This window comes from Actinoplanes aureus (genome assembly GCF_015704865.1).
Taxonomy (GTDB): Bacteria; Actinomycetota; Actinomycetes; order Mycobacteriales; family Micromonosporaceae; genus Actinoplanes; species Actinoplanes aureus.
In genome coordinates this window covers 1-17,283 of sequence record NZ_JADQTO010000052.1, presented here as the reverse complement: position 1 = coordinate 17,283, position 17,283 = coordinate 1, and the positions used below count along the sequence as shown (strand labels likewise).

The 17,283-nt window shown below is 71.6% G+C and carries 15 protein-coding genes; 6 read left to right on the top strand and 9 right to left on the bottom strand.

Annotated features, from left to right (window positions below; all coding sequences use genetic code 11):
• Positions 1–10 precede the first annotated feature (10 nt).
• Both I4J89_RS47420 and I4J89_RS47415 read right to left on the bottom strand, forming a co-directional pair.
• Positions 11–853 (bottom strand): GNAT family N-acetyltransferase, encoded by an 843-nt coding sequence (locus I4J89_RS47420; RefSeq protein ID WP_196420832.1) that lies wholly within the window; start codon positions 851–853, stop codon positions 11–13.
• Between the two features lie 81 nt (positions 854–934).
• A complete protein-coding gene (locus tag I4J89_RS47415) occupies positions 935–3,253 on the bottom strand; it encodes a HelD family protein (protein WP_373688222.1) in 2,319 nt (772 codons plus the stop codon).
• A gap of 173 nt (positions 3,254–3,426) precedes the next feature.
• On the opposite strand from I4J89_RS47415, the gene I4J89_RS47410 reads away from it, so the two are divergent.
• Entirely contained in the window at positions 3,427–3,942 is a 516-nt protein-coding gene (locus I4J89_RS47410) for a hypothetical protein (protein ID WP_196420831.1), read from the top strand.
• Positions 3,943–3,998: 56 nt separating this feature from the next.
• Here I4J89_RS47410 and I4J89_RS47405 read toward each other — a convergent pair whose 3' ends face one another.
• The gene (locus I4J89_RS47405; protein ID WP_196420830.1) at positions 3,999–4,853 is read right to left on the bottom strand and encodes a sigma-70 family RNA polymerase sigma factor; all 855 of its coding nucleotides are present in this window, start codon (positions 4,851–4,853) and stop codon (positions 3,999–4,001) included.
• A 248-nt stretch (positions 4,854–5,101) separates the two neighbouring features.
• Here I4J89_RS47405 and I4J89_RS47400 point away from each other — a divergent pair, with 248 nt between their 5' ends.
• Complete coding sequence (locus I4J89_RS47400) at positions 5,102–6,673, top strand: DEAD/DEAH box helicase (RefSeq protein ID WP_196420829.1); 1,572 nt, start codon at positions 5,102–5,104, stop codon at positions 6,671–6,673.
• 164 nt (positions 6,674–6,837) lie between these two features.
• Here I4J89_RS47400 and I4J89_RS47395 read toward each other — a convergent pair whose 3' ends face one another.
• From I4J89_RS47395 to I4J89_RS47385, 3 genes are read right to left on the bottom strand one after another with little or no spacing between them, the layout of a single operon-like run.
• Entirely contained in the window at positions 6,838–7,404 is a 567-nt protein-coding gene (locus tag I4J89_RS47395; RefSeq protein ID WP_196420828.1) for a YceI family protein, read from the bottom strand.
• A 34-nt stretch (positions 7,405–7,438) separates the two neighbouring features.
• Positions 7,439–10,204, bottom strand: a complete 2,766-nt coding sequence (locus I4J89_RS47390) for an ATP-binding protein (protein ID WP_196420827.1) — start codon at positions 10,202–10,204, stop codon at positions 7,439–7,441.
• A 27-nt stretch (positions 10,205–10,231) separates the two neighbouring features.
• The gene (locus tag I4J89_RS47385) at positions 10,232–10,882 is read right to left on the bottom strand and encodes a hypothetical protein (protein WP_196420826.1); all 651 of its coding nucleotides are present in this window, start codon (positions 10,880–10,882) and stop codon (positions 10,232–10,234) included.
• A 17-nt stretch (positions 10,883–10,899) separates the two neighbouring features.
• On the opposite strand from I4J89_RS47385, the gene I4J89_RS47380 reads away from it, so the two are divergent.
• Positions 10,900–11,061, top strand: coding sequence for a hypothetical protein (locus I4J89_RS47380; RefSeq protein ID WP_196420825.1), 162 nt, complete (start codon positions 10,900–10,902; stop codon positions 11,059–11,061).
• A 4-nt stretch (positions 11,062–11,065) separates the two neighbouring features.
• Here the strand turns inward: I4J89_RS47380 and I4J89_RS47375 are convergent, their stop codons facing one another.
• From I4J89_RS47375 to I4J89_RS47365, 3 genes are all read right to left on the bottom strand, one after another.
• Positions 11,066–12,112, bottom strand: coding sequence for an App1 family protein phosphatidate phosphatase (locus I4J89_RS47375; protein WP_196420824.1), 1,047 nt, complete (start codon positions 12,110–12,112; stop codon positions 11,066–11,068).
• 100 nt (positions 12,113–12,212) lie between these two features.
• Positions 12,213–12,914, bottom strand: coding sequence for a hypothetical protein (locus I4J89_RS47370; RefSeq protein ID WP_196420823.1), 702 nt, complete (start codon positions 12,912–12,914; stop codon positions 12,213–12,215).
• A 68-nt stretch (positions 12,915–12,982) separates the two neighbouring features.
• Positions 12,983–13,342 carry a hypothetical protein gene (locus tag I4J89_RS47365; protein WP_196420822.1) on the bottom strand — a complete coding sequence of 120 codons (360 nt, stop codon included), beginning with the start codon at positions 13,340–13,342 and terminating at the stop codon, positions 12,983–12,985.
• A gap of 105 nt (positions 13,343–13,447) precedes the next feature.
• Between I4J89_RS47365 and I4J89_RS47360 the strand changes: the two genes are divergently transcribed.
• From I4J89_RS47360 to I4J89_RS47350, 3 genes are all read left to right on the top strand, one after another.
• The gene (locus tag I4J89_RS47360; protein ID WP_373688221.1) at positions 13,448–14,305 is read left to right on the top strand and encodes an NAD-dependent protein deacetylase; all 858 of its coding nucleotides are present in this window, start codon (positions 13,448–13,450) and stop codon (positions 14,303–14,305) included.
• Between the two features lie 115 nt (positions 14,306–14,420).
• A complete protein-coding gene (locus tag I4J89_RS47355; protein ID WP_196420820.1) occupies positions 14,421–15,422 on the top strand; it encodes a LacI family DNA-binding transcriptional regulator in 1,002 nt (333 codons plus the stop codon).
• A 145-nt stretch (positions 15,423–15,567) separates the two neighbouring features.
• Positions 15,568–17,256 (top strand): ABC transporter substrate-binding protein, encoded by a 1,689-nt coding sequence (locus I4J89_RS47350; RefSeq protein ID WP_196420819.1) that lies wholly within the window; start codon positions 15,568–15,570, stop codon positions 17,254–17,256.
• The last annotated feature ends 27 nt before the right edge of the window (positions 17,257–17,283 follow it).

The window sequence follows — 17,283 nt, the reverse complement described above, 5'->3', positions numbered from 1 at the left end:
GCCCTTTTCGTCAGCCCAGCTCCAGGCTCGTCACGGCGTAGATACCGGACAGATCCATCTCGGGCGTGCCGGAGGTGTACATCCGGGCGGTGTCCCAGGCCGGCTCCAGCCCGAGCCGCCCGGCCAGCTTCGCCGCCTCCGGGTTGGTCCCCGGCACGTCGAGGAGCACCGGCATCTCGTAGTCGGTGCTCAGACCCGCCAGCAGCGTCTCGGCGGCGGCCAGGTCGTCGGCGAACACCGGCCCGATCCGGTCGGCGTCCCCGGCGGGCCGCCGGACCGCGAACCCGGCCACCCGGTCGTCGCGGATCACCGCCACCCCGTGCCGTCCCGGCGCGGTGATCCAGAGCGCCAGGAAGGCGTCGCGCTCGGCCGGGAAGAACCGGCGATCGTACGCGGCCAGCTCGCCGAACGGGACCTCCGAGGCCTCCACCACCTCGAGGCCGGGTGCCGTCTCCGCACCGGCGAGCACCCCCTCGTACCGGGTGGTGATCCACGCCTGCTGGAACCCGGACCTGCGGTAGTTCTCCTGCTGGGCGACGACCCCGTCGAGACCGATGTGGCGTCCGGCGAGCCGTTCCATGCCGGCCTGCCAGGTCTTCAGGCCGTAGCCCCGGCCACGGAACTCCGGAACCGTCAGGTAGAGCCCGATGAACCCGTGCCCGCTCCCGTACCGGATCGCCGCGATCGAGCTGATCGGCCGCTCGTCCAGCCGACCGACGAGGAAACCGCCCGGGTCGGTGGGGAAGAAGACGTTCTCGTCACCGTCCCCCGGGTGCCAGCCCTCGTCGCGCGCCCAGGCCGCGATCAGTCGCATGTCGTCCGCGCTCGCCGTCGACACCGTGAACTCCGCCATGCCGCCACCTTAGCGGCGGATAACACCCGAAAAAGGCGATATTGCCTGGTGGGGTGCTCCGAGGGGAGCACCCCGGCGGTCTCAGGCGAGGGAGGACAGCACCCCGGGCAGATCGTCGGTGTGCAGCACACCGAGATGCCGGGTGGCCCGGGTGACCGCGACGTAGAGGTCGGAGAGCCCGCGCGGGCTCTCCGCGACGATCTCGTCGGGCGCGACGACCAGGACCGAGTCGAACTCCAGGCCCTTGGCCTGGCGGACGGTCATCAGGACGACGTGGTTGAGCAGGTCGGGCTGCTCACCCACGGCCGCGCCGGGAATCGCCGCGACCAGCTCGGCGCCGAGCGAGGCCTCCAGCCGCTCGGGCACCAGGACGCCGAGCCGGCCCTCCTCGATCAGGGCGGCCTCCTTGCGTACGTCGGCGATCAGCTCTTCGGCGAGAGTGGCCGCCGGCACCCGGCGTGCCCACGGCGTGACGCCGGCCGAACGCACCGAACGCGGCGGCCGCAGCGCGGGATCGATCGCGGCCAGGATGTCGGCCGCGACCGCCATCACCTCGGCCGGGGTGCGGTAGTTGACGCTCAGCTCGACCAGACGCCAGCGCTGCGCCACGTACGGCTCGAAGATCTGCTCCCAGCTGGTGCTCCCGGCCAGCTCCGAGGTCTGCGCGACGTCACCGACCGCGGTGATCGAGCGGCTCGGGCAGCGGCGCATCAGCAGGCGCCAGGCCATCGGCGACAGCTCCTGCGCCTCGTCGACGATCACGTGCCCGAAGGCCCAGGTGCGGTCGGTGGCGGCCCGCTCCGCGGCGGTACGCGTGTCGAGCACCTCGTGCCGCTCGACGAAGGCGCTGGCGTCCACCACGTCGAGCGCCGAGAGGATCTCGTCCTTCTCGGCGGACTCGTCCTCGAAGTCCAGCGACCGGGAGCCCTCGACGATCTCGAGGACGCCTTCCGCGTACTCGATCGCGGCTCGGCGCTGGCGCTGCTGCTCGCGCACCTTGAGGGTGTCGTCGATACCGAGCAGCTCGGCGAGCTCGTCGAGCAACGGCACGTCGGCCGGCGTCCAGCCGGCGTCCCGGTCACGCAGCAGCAGCGCGCGTTCCGCCGGGGTGCAGCCGGCCGATTCCAGGCGGTCGTCGTCGGTGAGCAGGTCACGCAGCACCTGGCGTGGCGTGAGCACCGGCCAGAAGTCGAAGAGTGCCTGCTGGACGTCGACGTCCTCACGCAGCTCCCGGCGGGTCTCGGCCAGGTCGGCCTCGGAGAGCAGGTTGTCGCCGCCCAGCGGGTCCGCGCCGATCCGCTCGGCGATCTGCAGGGAGAGCTGGTGGATCGCCTCGGTCACGAAGAGCTGCCGGGCCACGTTGTGCGGGCGGCCGGACCGGCGGGCGACGGCACGGGCGTCCTCGAGGACGGCCCGCTCGATGCGCACCGGGTAGCCGTCGTGGTCCACCTCGACGAACTGGTCCGGCACGGTCTGCCGGTCGGCGACCGCGTTCTCCAGCACGTCGAGCATGTGCGGCGAGCCCTTGAGCGCGGCGGCCGCCGGCGGCTCGACGGCCCGGGCGCGGACGCCGGGGAACATGTCACCGAGGGTGGCGAGCAGCACTCCGGTCTCGGCCAGCGACGGCAGCACCTGCGAGATGTAGCGAAGGAAGGTGGTGTTCGGGCCGAGAATCAGCACACCGCTGCGGGTCAGCTGCTCCCGGTAGGTGTAGAGCAGGTACGCCGCGCGGTGCAGCGCGACCGCGGTCTTGCCGGTCCCCGGACCACCCTGCACCACCAGCGCCCCGGGCAGCCCGGACCGGATCACCTCGTCCTGCTCGGCCTGGATGGTCTCGACGATGTCGCGCATCCGGCCGGTGCGGTTGGCGGTCAGCGCGGAGAGCAGCGCCGCCTCACCGGTCACGTCCTCGCGGCCGGTGCCGTCGCCGGCCTCGATGTCCAGGATCTCGTCGTCGATGCCGGTGAGGACCCGCCCCCGGGTGCGCAGGTGCCGCCTGCGGGTCACGCCGTCCGGGCTCACCGCGGTGGCGAGGTAGAAGGGCCGGGCGGCGGCCGCCCGCCAGTCCACCAGAAGTGGATCCCGATCACGATCCGCGGCGAAAAGTCCGATCCGGCCGATGTAGCGCGGATTCTGGGCACTGAAGTCGAGCCGGCCGAAACAAAGTCCGTTCTCGACGGAATTGAACTGAGCGAGTTGTTCCGCGTAGTGACTACGGGTGGCCTCGCGCTGGGTGCGGCCCTGTGGGGTGCCGCCGGCCTCCAACAGGATCGCGCGCAGGCGGGTGTCGGCCTGCTCACGCAATTGATCCAGCCGCTGGTAGAGCGTGGTCAAGTACGCCTGTTCGTATTCGATCTCAGGCCCCGAGCTTGACAAAGTCGCCCCTTTTCGTGCTATCATTCCGCCGCTGGCAACCATTTTCATGGTTGCCTTTTTGTGTTTGCGGCAACGAATTCCGCAAACGACCAGAATAGCGGAAGGCCGGCGGGTTACGGCCGGCGGTGCGACTGTCAGGATTCCGTCATCGACACGCCGGGGCGTTACGCCAGGCGGCCACCCGGGATTAACCGTGCATGGACTCCTACCACCCGTACCGACGGTTCAGCGCCGTGGCCCTCGCCGCGACCGCCACGATCACCTTCGCCACCGCCTGCTCCGACGACGCCGAGGAGCCGGCCGGCAACGCCGCCGCGGCCGCCGCGGGCGGACCGGAGCAGAAGACCCTGGACGGCGCCAAGTCCGCCGCGCAGACGGTGTTCGACCGGTTCAGCGGTGGGGACTTCGCCGGCGCCTGGGAGATGTACACCACTGCCGGCAAGCAGGCGATCAGCAAGGACGACTACGTCAAGCTGAACCAGGCCTGCTCCCGCAAGGGACTGGCGATCCAGCTGACCAGCGCCCGGATGGAGGGCACCGACAAGGCCATCGTGATCGCGAAGCAGCTGGTCGCGGCCCAGTCCTACACGATGGTCTACGAGGGCGACGCCTGGAAGCTGGAGCCGGCCAAGGAAGGGCTGGCCCTCTACAAGCTGGGTGCGGACAAGGCGATCGCCGCCCAGAAGAAGGCCGGCACCTGCGCCAACGCCTGAGAAAGTTATTGGGGCCCGCCGCGAACCGCGGCGGGCCCCGTTTCCTGCGCGATGGTCTATGCGGCTGCCGCGAGCGGCAGGCCGTCCGGGCCGGTAAGCGCGAGCCGGGTGCGCAGGGTGCCGCAGCCGGCGATCCGGTCGTAGTACGCGGCGCGCCGGCGAGCGACGCAGCCCTCCTTCGGCGGGTTCTGCGCCGCCAGGGCCGGGTCCAGGTGGGTGTTGAGCCCGTCCCGCAGCAGGACCAGTGCCTCGGCACGCAGCTGCGACACCCTGGACTCGCTCACTCCCAGCTCGGCGGCGATCTGGGCCATCGGGCGCTCGTCGAAGAAGTAACCCTGGACCACCACCCGGAGGCGGTCCGGCAGGGCCTCCACGGCGTGCCGCAGGTAGCCGAACCGCTCCCGGCGCAGCAACATCTCCTCCGGTCCGGCGCCCGGCTCGGTGACGATGTCGTCGGCCGTCGCGGTGGCGAAGCCCTGAAGGCTGAAGACCGTCGCGCGATGCACGTCGTCCTGGGAGTGCTCGATGTCCTCGACCGTGCAGCCGAGCCGCTCCGCGACCTCCTGAACGGTCGGGATCCGCCCGAGCTCGGCGATCAGTTCCTCTCGTGCCGAGTCGGTACGCCGAGCCCGCTGGCGTACCGAGCGGCTGGCCCAGTCAAGGCCGCGCAACTCGTCCAGCAGGGCGCCGCGTACCCGTGCGGCGGCGAAGCGCGGGAACGGCACCCCGCGCTCCGGGTCGAATCCTCGTGCGGCAGCCACCAGCGCGGCGTATCCGGCGGAGAGCAGGTCGTCGCGGTTCACGTGCGCCGGTACCCGGGCCAGTATCTCCCGGACCAGGTGCCCGACCAGCGGCATGTTCGCTCGTACGATGTCCTCGCCGCGCCGCTCAACAATGGCTTCACCGGTCATCAGGGGTCTCCTCAGATCCCCGCCGGGTTGGGGGGAGTCCCGGCGCTGAGGAAAAAGATGCGCTGCGTTGAGTGCCAGCCGGTTTGCCCTCGGGTGCGACGTGGTTGCGAATTCCGCCCGGTACAATGATCTAAGCGGCTCGCCACGTCTTGCTCGGGCCGCCCTCGGATCGACCACCACGCGCCGCGGCCGGGTTCCTGGTCAGCGCCGGGCAGGACGACCTCGACGACGTTGGAGTTCCCACCTTTATGACAACCTTCACCGAGCTCGGCGTGCCCGCCGTCCTCACCACGGCACTGACCAAGCTCGGGATCGCAACACCGTTCCCGATCCAGGCCGCCACCCTGCCCGACTCACTGGCAGGTCGCGACGTTCTCGGCCGGGGACGGACCGGCTCCGGTAAGACCTATGCGTTCGTGCTGCCGGTGGTCACCCGCCTGGCCGCCGCGGCGAAGCCGGCCCGGCCCGGCCGGCCGCGCGCGCTGATCCTCGCTCCCACCCGGGAGCTCGCCACCCAGATCGAGGCGACGCTGCGCCCGCTCGCCGAGGTGGCCGGGCTGCGTACCCTCGTCGTCTTCGGCGGCGTCGGGCCGAACCCGCAGATCAAGGCCCTGCGCGCCGGCGTGGACATCCTGGTGGCCTGCCCCGGCCGGCTCGACGACCACATCCGCAGCGGGCACGCCTCGCTCGAGTCGGTCGAGATCACCGTCCTCGATGAGGCCGACCACATGGCCGACCTGGGCTTCCTGCCGGTGGTACGACGGCTGATGTCGCAGACCCCGGCCACCGGCCAGCGGCTGCTCTTCTCGGCCACCCTCGACAACGGGGTGGACGTGCTGGTGCAGAAGTTCATGCGCCGGCCGGTCACGCACCACGTCGACGCGGCCACGCAGGCACCGGTCGAGATGGACCACCACGTGCTGCACGTCCAGCACGACGACCGGTTCGGCGTGCTGGTCGACCTGCTCGCGGCGCCGGGACGGTCGGTGGTGTTCACGCGTACCAAGCGGCGCGCCAAGGTGCTGACCCGGCAACTCGTGGCGGCCGGGGTTCCGGCCGTCGAGCTGCACGGCAACCTCGCGCAGAACGCCCGTAACCGCAACCTGTCGGCCTTCTCGGACGGCACCGCCGGCACGCTCGTGGCCACGGACATCGCGGCACGCGGCATCCACGTCGACGACGTGACGCTTGTCGTGCACGCCGACCCGCCGGTGGAGCACAAGGCGTACCTGCACCGCTCCGGCCGTACCGCCCGGGCCGGCGCCCGCGGCACGGTCATCACCCTGATGACCGACGACCAGCAGGCCGACGTGCGGGATCTGGCGCGTAAGGCCGGCATCCGCCCGCTCACCCGGCGAGTTCGCCCGGGTGACGCGCTGCTGGCCGAGATCGCGCCGGGCGAGCGTACGTTCGTCGCTCCGTCGGCGGCCGCGTCGGCCGCTGCTTCGGCGGCCGGGTTCTCCGAAGACGCACCGGCCGGGCGCTCCCGGTCCGCACGCGGCCGTCGTGGGCGGTCCGGTGCGCCGGTCGCGCCGTCCGGCGGCGATTCCCGCTCGGCGTCGGGCGCCGGTGGCGGCCGCAATCCGGGGTCCGGCTTCGCAGCCGGTTCGGCGCGCGGCGCGCGGAAGGCCTCCGGTCAGGCAGCGAGCGCGGGCCAGGCCGGCCAGGCACGAGGAGCGGGCCAGGCACGCGGGTCCGGCCAGACACGGGGTTCGGCTCCGGCACACCGTCCGGGTACGCCCCAGCAGCGTCCCGCCTCGTCCAGCGGCGGCGCGGCGGCCTTCTCCGCCCGTGCGGGTGGCCGGCGCTCCAGCCGCTGATCTCCTGAGCCGGCGCGGCGGCGATCTCCGTTCATCGGGGTCGCCCCCGCTCCGGCTGTCTTCTTTCTAGAGACCTTCGTGGTCACGGTCTTGGCCCGACGTGGGTGCCGTCTGGCGGCCGTTGAGACAGCATTGAGCGTGGGCCAAGTAAGATCACCGCTGTCTCAGCGGGTGGCGGCGGGCCGGGCTTCCGGGATGTACCGGGCCGGCGCGGGCACCGGCACGGCGTGGATGTCCAGATTGACGTGCACGTAGCGGCCGATGATCAACCGGCCGCTGGTGACGCCGGCCGCGATCCGGTCCACGACGCAGCTCGCGACGAGCCGGTAGCCGTCGTCGTCGGCTTCGGCGGAGACCAGGTCCAGGACCACCTCGCAGGAACCGCCCCGGACGGCGAGAACGCCGGCCAGTTGCCAGCCGTCGGCGGTACGGCGGCAGCGGGTGCTCCGGAAACCCATCTCCGGATGATTACCGGCATCCAGGAAGCGTTTGCCACGTACGTCCTTGTCGCGGCGGGGGTCGTCGGTCGTGAAGGACGCCGCGTCGAGCTCGGCGGAGGCGATCGAGCGTTCCGGGTCCTCGGCGACAGTGATCGTGCCGCCGGTGACGCTCATGGTGCCGATGACCGGTTTGAGGCCGAACGAATGGGTGGCGGTGAACCGGCACGCCGAGCGCGCCGGGTCGATGCGGTAGGTGCCGGTACGGATGTCGGTGAGCGTGTTCGTCGTCATGCGTCCAGCCTCGGGCGGCGCCGACCCGCACACCTCAGTGCTGGTACTGATTTCCGGCACTCAGACGTGCGGCGAGCTGGGTGCGGTTGACCAGACCGAGCTTGGCGAGAGCGTTGCGGACGTGCGTCTCCACGGTCCGCTCGGAGATGTGCAACCGCTCGGCGATCACGCGGTTCGGCAGGCCCTCCGCGGCGATCTTGACGATCTCCCGTTCCCGGGCGGTCAGGTCGTCGCGGGTCAGCGCGGCCGCGGCGCCGGCGATCGCGGCCAAACCGAGCCGGCGTGCGGTGGTGAGCGCCTCCTCGGCGAGCGCCCGCGAACGGCGTGCGTCGAGGTCACGGAGCGTTTGAGCGTACGCGAGACGGGCCTGCGCCGCGAACGGCGCGGCACCGATCCGGTCCTCCATCTCGATCGCGGCGAGGTGATGCCGGTCGGCGGCGTCCCGGTCGCCGAGAGCCGCCGCGATGGTGCCGAGTGGCCGGGCCACCGCGCCGTGGCAGGCGGTCATCGTGTTCAGGTAGCGACCGGCCCACGGCTGCGCACCGGCGTAGGCGTCGGCTGCCAGGTCCCGATCGTCCAGCCAGACGCCGATCTCTCCGGCGCTGAGCACCACGAAGGCGCGCCGGCTGTCCGGCGGCAGGCCGGGCAGCATGGCCCGGAGACCCCGGGCACATTGCGCGCCGACGGACCGGTCACCGCTGAGCATCGCGAGCCGGCCGATCTGGGCCACCGCGATCGGCTCGGACCCGAACCTGGCCAGCGCGGCTGTCAGACCGCCCGGCCACTCCGGAACGTCACCGGTGAACACCGCGAGACAGGCACGGAAGGCCGCGTAGAGTTCCCGGACCGGCTGGTTGTCGAAGATCTCCGCCTGCGCGAACGCCTCCGCCGCGGTCTCCCCCGCCGCCTCGATCCGGCCGCCGATCAGCAGCCGGGCGGCGCGGGCGCGCAGCAGATGCCAGCGGACCACCGGCCAGCCGAGCCGCTCGGCGAGACCGGCCAGTGCGGCTGTCGCGGCGTCGTAGCCGGGCAGGTCGCCGACGGTGAGCGAGGCGTCGAGGCGCCAGAGACGGCCCCACAGTTCGGCCTCCACCCGGCCACCGGCGGCGGCCAGCTCGCAGCTGCGCCGGGCGAGGTCGAGGATCTCCTCGGTGTCGGCGGCCAGGTCGAGCACCTCGTGCCGGGCATGTACGGCGGCCGCCATCGCCTGCGGGTCACCGATTCGCTCCGCGAGCGCCATCGCCTCCCGGCTGATCGGCCCGGCCCGGCCATGCTGCCCGGCCTCGACCAGGAGGATCGCGTAGTGGGCCAGCAGCTCGGCCCGTGCCACCGCGGCGTCGCCACGATCGGGGCCGGTGTCCGTGGACGGGCCGGCCGGGGCCGGCCGGGTGTCCGCGTCGAGGGCGAGGGCGCGCTCGCAGAGGCGCAGGACAGCGGCGGCCGCCTGGCCGCCGTATCCGCGCACCACCAGCGCGGCGGCCGCCGCCAGGTCCGTTCGCCGCTCGGCTTCGGCGAGCTCCAGCACGGTGGTGCAGTCGGCGACCGCCAGACCGAGCCGGCCGTCGCGGCAGGCCGCCTCGGCGCGGGCCAGCCGCAGCCACGGATCGGCCGGGAAGAGGTCGACGGCCTGACCGAGCCAGGTCGCCGCGGCATGGTGATCGAGACGGCGGGTGGCCTCCCGCGCGGCCACCGTGCAGGCCTCCCGTGCCAGGTGCCGCGAGCGCTCGTCGACCGCCGCCCGGACGCGGTGGCGGGCGGTCTCGTCGGCCCGGGCCGCCGATCCGGCCAGCGCCGCGGCGATCCGCTCGTGAGCCGCGATCCGCTCGGTGCGGCTCAGCTGGGCGTACCTGGCCTCGCGGACCAGCTCGTGTGCGAAGCGCAGCCGGGCCGGCGCCCAGGGATCCTCGACCAGCACGCCGGCCGCGATGGCCTCGGCCAGCAGCGGCTCGACCGGCCCGTCCGCTATCCGGGTGAGCAGGACCACGTCGACGTCCGTGCCCAGGGCCGAGGCCAGGCCGAGCAGGTCACGGCAGGCCGTGCCGAGCCCGGCGATCCGGCGCCCGACCAGGCGCAACAGGCCGTCCGGCAGGTCGAGGGCGGCGGCCGGGCGGCGCAGCCCGCCGGACGCGGCGAGCAGCCGGGCCAGCTCCCGGGTGTAGAGCGGGTTGCCGCCGCCGAGCCGGTGCACCACCGGCGGCCAGGAGGCGTGCACCGGTCCGTCCGCCTGCTGGGCCAGGTAGGTGGCGACGGTCGCCTGGTCCCAGGGGCGCAGCGCGAGGATCTCCGCGCCGGGCAGATCGGTGTCCAGCGCGCGGGCGGTGGCGACGACCAGCAGCGGGGCGTCGGCCAGGTCCCGGGACAGGGTGGCCAGCAGGGTGAGCGAACCCGGGTCGGCCCAGTGCAGGTCCTCCAGCACCAGCACCAGGCCGCCGTCCGCACCGGCCGCGGCGGCACGCAAGGCGCGGACGGTGGCCTGCATCGCACGGAACCGGGCGGCGGCCGGTGACTCCCCGGTGTCCCCGGTGGTGAGCAGGGCGGGACTGAGCCCGGGCAGGTCGCAGTCGAGCAGGCGCAGCCACGGCCAGAACGCGGGTGCGCCCTCGTCCGGGTCGGCGCGGCCGGTCAGCACCGTGGCGCCGGCCGCGTACGCCCGGGCCACCGCCTCCTCGACGACGGCCGTCTTGCCGATCCCCGCCTCACCGGTCAGCAGCGCCACGGCACCCGAGCCCGCGGCGGCGTCCACGCGCAGCCGGTCCAGTGTGACTACCTCGGCCACCCGGGCGACCAGCCGCGTACTCATGAGGCGATTCTCCGCCGCCGGACCGGGTCAGGCCTCCGGTACGCGTATCGAAATCTCGTCCCCCAGGGTGAATCCCGGGCAGAGCTCGAGGTCGTCGCCGCTCCAGAAGCGGCCGGGGTCGTACCAGTTGGCCTTGCGGCCGACCGGCAGCAGGCCCATGTCCTCGTAGGTCACCGCGACCACCTCGGCGCAGTACGCCTTCTCCAGAGTGGCCTCGCTGACCTTGCCGTCCTGCCAGGGCGGCCGGATCTGCGGCACCCGGCCGCGCAGCCACCGCCAGGCCAGCTGGGAGGTGGACGGGAACGGGGTGCCGTCCAGCCGGGCCACCGTCTTGAGTGCCTTGTCCTCCATGGCGCGGGTGGCGCCCGGGTCGAGCTGGCGCAGCCAGCCGCGCTGGCCGTACCGGCGGGCCCAGACGGTGACCGCGTCGCGCAGGTCGTGCAGCTGGACACCGCGCTGGAAGGTGCCGGACCACATGTCCGGAAGCGACCTGCCCAGCTCGGCGTGCCACATCAGCGGCGGCATGTCCTCGATCACCAGGGACATGCCGACATGGTTCACCGGGCTGTTGGTGAGCGCCTGGATGGCACGGTCCGGCCCGGAACGACCCCGGAATATCCAGATGTCACCCGTACGCGTCAGATCTAGTGCCTCGTCGAGGCTGAGTTCGGCGACCACGTGTCTATCCTCAGCTGATGCGTTGGTGGAAGGTAGCGGGACTGGCGGGGCTGGCAGGAGTCGCGGCGACGGGCGTGGTGATCGCCCGATCGGAGCGGCGCCGCCGCGCGTACAGCCCGGATGAGATCCGGAGGAAGCTGCACGAGCGCGTCGCCGAGGCTACCGACAAGAAGGAGTGACCGCTCACACCAGTCCGGTGTCGCGCAGCACCGACCACAGACCGGCGCCGTCCGGGGCGGAGAACCAGGTCTTGCCGCCGGACGGCACCACCTCGGCCGTCTCGGACGGGCCGGGGATGGCACCGGCGAGCACCGCCTGAGTGGGTGACAGCCGGCGGATCGCGACGGCCGCCACATTCTCCGGGTGAGTACGCGCGAACTCCGAGTAGATCTCCTGGTCGTGTTGCCCGTCGTCGCCGATGAGCAGCCACTTCACGTCCGGGAACTCCTCGGCCAGCCGGCGCAGTGACTTGCGCTTGTGCTCCTGCCCGCTACGGAACCAGCGGTCCGGGGTGGGACCCCAGTCGGTGAGCAGGATCGGCCCGGCCGGGTAGAGGTGCCGGCTGAGGAACCGGGTGAGTGTCGGAGCGACGTTCCACGCGCCGGTGGACAGGTAGACGACCGGGGCACCGGGGTTGGCGTTGACCAGCCGCTCGTAGAGGACCGCCATCCCGGGCACCGCCGTGCGCGCGTGCTCGTCGAGGACGAACGTGTTCCACGCGGCGAGCAGCGGGCGCGGCAGTGCGGTGACCATGACCGTGTCGTCGATGTCGGAGATGACGCCGAACTTCACCGTGGGGTCGAGGACGCGGATCGGCGCGTCCACCGGGGTGTCGCCCTCGGTGCTCAGCTTCGCGCTGCCCCAGCCGGGGTCCAGGTCGCCCTTGACCCGGCAGTCGAGGTAGCCGCTGCGGTCGGTCCGGGCCTCGGTGACGGTGGCGCCGATCTCGATGCGGACCACCGCGTTGCTGGCCGGGGTGGTGGTGAAGCTACGCCAGCCGCGCACTTTCTCCCGCCGCTTGGGGGTCAGGCCGGGCCGGGTCAGCAGCACCCGCCCCATCACCCGGGCCCAGCCGGGCGCGCCGTAACCGGTGTACGCCGTGATGTACGGCTTCCAGCCCCGGGACCGCAGCCGGCGCTCGATGAACTCGTGCACCGCGTCCTCGACCAGGGCCGCACGGTGAACCCGGATATCCGGCGGGCTCGCACCTGCGGGAGTAACCGTCACCATCGCCTCCTTACCCGTCCGACGTACCGCCCGTCCGCTCGGCCACGTTACCCGGACGCTGTTACGGCGAAGCGTGAACGGTGTTGGGGGTCCGCGGTGGACATCAAGCGGCCGCCGGCAGTTCGGCCGGCGTCCACTGCTCGGACCACCAATGGCGATCGATGGACTCGGCGGCCGGGCCGCGGAGCCGGGCCGAGGCCGCCTCGGCACGCAGGTCCCGTACAGCCTCGGCGGCCGCCTCGACGCTCCGCCAAGCGGCCTGTTCCCGTTCGACCGCCTGCCGGTACGCCGCGAACCGGTGCGCCCGGACCGCGTCGCGCAGCACCGCCTCCTGCTGGACCGGGTGCAGGCGCGGGTTCCAGCCGCGGTGCGCGTACACGTCGTTGAGCTGAGCGATGGACAGATCGTGGGTGCGGCACAGCTGGGTGGCGGCGCGGTGCAGGTAGCGCTGCCGGTCGGTGTTCTCCCCCGGCTTGCGGCGGCGGCTCAGAAGCGGGTACGCGGTCGCGGCCGAGGTGCGCCGGGCCAGCCGGTCGGCCTCCTCGTACGCCGACCAGGCCGCCTCGACCGCGTCCTGCGCCGAGAGCCACTCCGCGCGCCGGCGGCCGGCCGTCTCAGCCGCCTGGACGGCCGCGGTCTCCAGCTCCGCCGCGTACCGGTTCTCCTCCTTTTCCGGCGGCTCCGGCAGGAGGCCGCGGGGCACCTTCGCGGTGGCGACCGCGACGGCGAGGAGCAGCAGGATGATCAGCCAGATCGCGGCGGCCTGCGGCACCGCGCTCACCAAGGTCTGCAGAGCGGAATCCATGGAACACCCCCAAGAAGTGGATCTACGGCCGGCACGACGGATCCGGACGGGCCGACGGCCCGCCGGGTTCAGCGGGCCGGGGGTGCGCGGGAACCGGCGCTCCGCGGGATCTCACCGGTGGGTGGCCGTCGGGGTTGCTCCGGTTTTCCGCCGGGAAGCCGGCCCAGTCGCGGTGCCGGAACGATCTCGATGATTTCCATGGTGCCGGCGGCCGAAACACCCGCCTCCGGCTCGGTCCGGCTCGCCGGGGCCGGCGTCTCGGCGACCACGGCCACCGCGGCGGGGGCCGGCGCCTCGGCCGGGGCCACCGCGTCCGGGCCGGGCAGGCGGAGTGTGACGGCGAGCGCAAGCATCGCCAGGCTGGTGAGGAACCGCAGCGCGCGGCGCCCGTCCCAGGGACGGGGCGTCTGCTGCGCCACCGCTTTCACGAATATCAACCTACTAGTGCACCGGTGCACCCGCACCGCTCGTCTTCGTCAGGGCCACCCGAGAGATGTCGCCGCCGGTCACCCGTACGAGGGACGATGTATGGCATGGACCTTCAGGAGCTGGAGCAGGTGACCCGGCTGGACGAGTGGATCGCCGAGGGTGGCGTGGTGGTCCTCAGCGGGGCCGGCCTCTCCACCGACTCCGGGATCCCGGACTACCGGGGACCCTCCGGCTCGGCCCGCCGCGGTACGCCGATGACCTACCAGACGTTCACCTCGGACCCGGTCGCCCGCACCCGGTACTGGGCGCGCAGCCACCTCGGGTGGCGGACGATCGGCACGGCCCGGCCGAACGACGGGCACGCGGCGGTGGCCCGGTGGCAGCGACTGGGCCTGCTGTCCGGCCTGATCACCCAGAACGTGGACGGGTTGCACCAGGCGGCCGGCGCCCGCGACGTGGTGGAGTTGCACGGCAATCTGGCGCGGATCGTCTGCCTGGACTGCGGTGAGCTGACCGCCCGTACCGAGCTGGAGCGGCGCCTGACCGAGGCGAACCCGGACTTCAGCGCGGTGGCCGCGTCCATCAATCCGGACGGCGACGTGGAGCTGGACGACGCCGAGCTGGCGGGCTTCACGGTGGTGGCCTGCCGGTCCTGCGACGGTGTGCTGAAACCGGACGTCGTCTACTTCGGCGAGACCGTGCCGGCCGACCGGGTGAGCAGTGCGTTCTCCCTGGTGGAGGCGGCTCGCACGCTGCTCGTCCTAGGTTCTTCGCTGACCGTGATGTCGGGGCGGCGGTTCGTGCTCCGGGCGGTCCGGGAGGGCATCCGGGTGGCGATCGTGAACCGGGGCGTCACCCGGGGCGAGCCGTACGCCGATCTCGTGGTCGACGCCCCACTAGGAGTGGTTTTGCCCAACCTGGCCACGGCTCCCGTACGCCATGGTTACCGTCTCGAAATCTAAATAGATCTCTTGGCACATTGACGTGACCGCCCTCACTGAGGTTGACTGCCGAAACCGGTACCGAAACCGGTTCCGAAACGCCGACGCAACCGCGTAGTCACACCCCGGAGGAGCTGTGCCGATCACCATCGCCGATGTGGCGGCCCGGGCCAAGGTCAGTAAGACCACGGTGTCCCGGGTGCTGAACGGCAAGGGCGAGCTCGACGAGACGACGGCCGCCCGGGTCCGTGCGGTCATCGACGAACTCGGCTACGTGCCGAGCGCCCGGGCGGTCAACCTCGCCCGCGGGCGCACCCGGGTGGTCGGCATGCTGGTCCCCTCGCTCACGTGGCCCTGGATGGGCGAGGTGGTGCAGGGGGCGGTGGACGTGCTGGAGGCCGAGGAATACGGCCTGCTGCTGTTCACCTGCAACCGCGGTGCCGACTCGATGCGCCAGTTCAACGCGCAGGTCGCCGCGAAGTCCTTCGACGGGCTCCTGGTCATCGAGCCGGAGGGCACCTTCGACTACATCGCCACCCTGCACGCCCGTGGCCTGCCCATGGTGCTGATCGACGACCGCGACCAGGTGGACGGCCAGATCCCGAGCGTCGGCACCACCAACCACACCGGCGCCGCCTCGGCGGCCCGGCACCTGCTGGAGATCGGGCGCCACAAGCCGCTCGTGATCACCGGGCCGTCCCGCTTCGGCTGCACCCAGCAGCGTTCGGACGGCTTCGCCTCGGTCTTCGCCGACGCGGGGCACCCGATTGCCGAGGAGCGGATGCTGCTCGGCGACTTCACCTTCGCCGCCGGCGTCGACAACATCCGGCGGGCGATCGACGCCGGCATCGAGTTCGACGCCGTCTTCTGCCACAACGACATCTCCGCGACCGGCGCCATGCAGGCGATCCTCGACTCGGGACGCCGCATTCCGGAAGACGTCGCGGTGGTCGGTTTCGACGACATCCCGCTCGCCGCGCACACCCAGCCGCCGCTGACCACGGTTCACCAGCCCATGCGGGAGATGGGTGAGTCGGCGGCCCGTACGCTGCTCGCCCACTTCGAGGGCACTCCGCTGCCGAACCGGCCGACGATCATCCCGGCCACCTTCACCGTCCGCGCCTCGACCGCTTCCTGAACAACACCTACATCTCCCGGCCCCTGTAGCGGCCGGAAACCCGGCGAGATCTCGCGGCCGGCCCTGGGCCGGTCGCTCGGTTCCGCACGCCCTCCGGGCACCCCTCTCACCCGAAAAACCGTGTTTGACCCCGAGGAGTATTGCGATGCAGAGAAGGAAACTTTTCGCGGTCGCCCTGGCGGGCGTGCTCGCCACGGGCGGGCTCGCCGCGTGCGGTGACTCGCCGAACGACAACAACAAGAACGCGAACTCCGGCAAGCAGGTCGACTTCCTGTCGATCGGTATGCCGAACGGCACCGTGACCGAGAACAACAACCCGTTCGTCGGCACCTCGGCCGGCGCCGCGCTCGGTTACCGCTGGATGATCTACGAGCCCCTCGGTCAGTGGAACAACACCAAGCCGGGCGACCCGCTGACCCCGTGGCTGGCCAGCGAGATCAAGTGGTCCGCCGACTACAAGACCGTCGACCTGGTCATCCGGGACAACGCCACCTGGTCGGACGGCCAGAAGCTGACCGCCGACGACGTGGTGTTCACCCACACCCTGATCAAGGGCAACGAGGCGCTCAACATCTTCGCCATTCCGTACGACTCGATCACCGCGGACGGCAACAAGGTGAAGATGACGTTCAAGACGTCGCAGTTCACCACGCAGCACAAGGTCATCGGACAGACCCCGATCGTGCCCAAGCACATCTGGGAGAAGCTGGCGGACCCGGCCACCGACCCGATCAAGGAGCCGATCGGCAGTGGCCCGTACACCTTGAAGTCGTTCAGCCAGCAGGCGACGATTCTCACCGCCCGAGAGAGCGGTTACTGGCAGGACCCGCCGAAGGTGAAGGAGCTGCGCTACACCTCCTTCGCCGACAACAACGCGCAGGCCACGGCCCTCGCCAGCGGCCAGTCGGAGTGGAGCTTCGTCTTCATCCCGAACTACCAGCAGACCTTCGTCGCCAAGGACCCGGAGCACTACAAGGTCTGGGCGCCGGGCGTGCTGGGCATCCACGGCCTCTACATCAACACCACGAAGAAGCCGTTCGACGACCCGGCCCTGCGCCGTGCCATGAACATGGTGATCAACCGGAACGACATCTTCGTCCAGGCCGAGGCCGGCTACTTCCACCCGGAGATCAAGAGCATCACCGGTCTGCCCGAGGGCGCTGGTGACGCCTACATCGCCGACGAGTACAAGGGCAAGAACTTCACGGTCGACGTCGAGGGCGCCAAGAAGCTGCTCGCCGACTCCGGCTACAAGCTCGAGGGCACCACGCTGAAGGACAAGGCCGGCAAGCCGGTCACCATCAAGCTCAGCGACCCGGCGCCGTGGTCCGACTACCAGACCACTCTGGAGATCATCAAGAGCAACCTGGCCGAGATCGGCATCGCGGCGACGGTGGAGAAGCCGAACCAGAACGTCTGGGACCAGAACGTTCAGAAGGGCGACTTCGAGGCCAGCATGCGCTGGACCAACGGTGGCTCGACGCCGTTCGACATCTACCAGACGGTGATGGACGGCGACCTGATGAAGCCGATCGGCACCGCCGCCCAGCAGGGTAACTTCGGCCGCTTCCAGAGCCCGGAGGCCACCGCGGCGCTGAAGGCGTACTCGAACGCGACCGACGAGGGCGCCCGCAAGACCGCGCTCGCCACGATCCAGAAGATCTTCGTGGAGCAGGCGCCGATGCTGCCGGTCGGCTCGGACAACGTCGGTGCCGCGTACAGCACCAAGAACTGGGTCGGCTGGCCCTCGGACGCGGACTCGTACGCGCCCGCGCAGCCCACGCAGGCCGCCGCGCTGACGGTCGTCCTGAAGCTGCAGCCCGCCAACTCCTGATCGCCTCGCGGGGGCCCCCGGCCCCCC

Excerpts from the sequence above, each read along its gene's own strand:
- I4J89_RS47370 (WP_196420823.1), bottom strand. The coding sequence starts at position 12,914 with ATGGATTCCGCTCTGCAGACCTTGGTGAGCGCGGTGCCGCAGGCCGCC.
- I4J89_RS47405 (WP_196420830.1), bottom strand. The coding sequence starts at position 4,853 with ATGACCGGTGAAGCCATTGTTGAGCGGCGCGGCGAGGACATCGTACGA.
- I4J89_RS47350 (WP_196420819.1), top strand. The coding sequence starts at position 15,568 with ATGCAGAGAAGGAAACTTTTCGCGGTCGCCCTGGCGGGCGTGCTCGCC.
- I4J89_RS47410 (WP_196420831.1), top strand. The coding sequence starts at position 3,427 with ATGGACTCCTACCACCCGTACCGACGGTTCAGCGCCGTGGCCCTCGCC.
- I4J89_RS47390 (WP_196420827.1), bottom strand. The coding sequence starts at position 10,204 with ATGAGTACGCGGCTGGTCGCCCGGGTGGCCGAGGTAGTCACACTGGAC.
- I4J89_RS47415 (WP_373688222.1), bottom strand. The coding sequence starts at position 3,253 with ATGATAGCACGAAAAGGGGCGACTTTGTCAAGCTCGGGGCCTGAGATC.
- I4J89_RS47395 (WP_196420828.1), bottom strand. The coding sequence starts at position 7,404 with ATGACGACGAACACGCTCACCGACATCCGTACCGGCACCTACCGCATC.
- I4J89_RS47375 (WP_196420824.1), bottom strand. The coding sequence starts at position 12,112 with ATGGTGACGGTTACTCCCGCAGGTGCGAGCCCGCCGGATATCCGGGTT.
- I4J89_RS47360 (WP_373688221.1), top strand. The coding sequence starts at position 13,448 with ATGGACCTTCAGGAGCTGGAGCAGGTGACCCGGCTGGACGAGTGGATC.
- I4J89_RS47400 (WP_196420829.1), top strand. The coding sequence starts at position 5,102 with ATGACAACCTTCACCGAGCTCGGCGTGCCCGCCGTCCTCACCACGGCA.
- I4J89_RS47420 (WP_196420832.1), bottom strand. The coding sequence starts at position 853 with ATGGCGGAGTTCACGGTGTCGACGGCGAGCGCGGACGACATGCGACTG.
- I4J89_RS47380 (WP_196420825.1), top strand. The coding sequence starts at position 10,900 with ATGCGTTGGTGGAAGGTAGCGGGACTGGCGGGGCTGGCAGGAGTCGCG.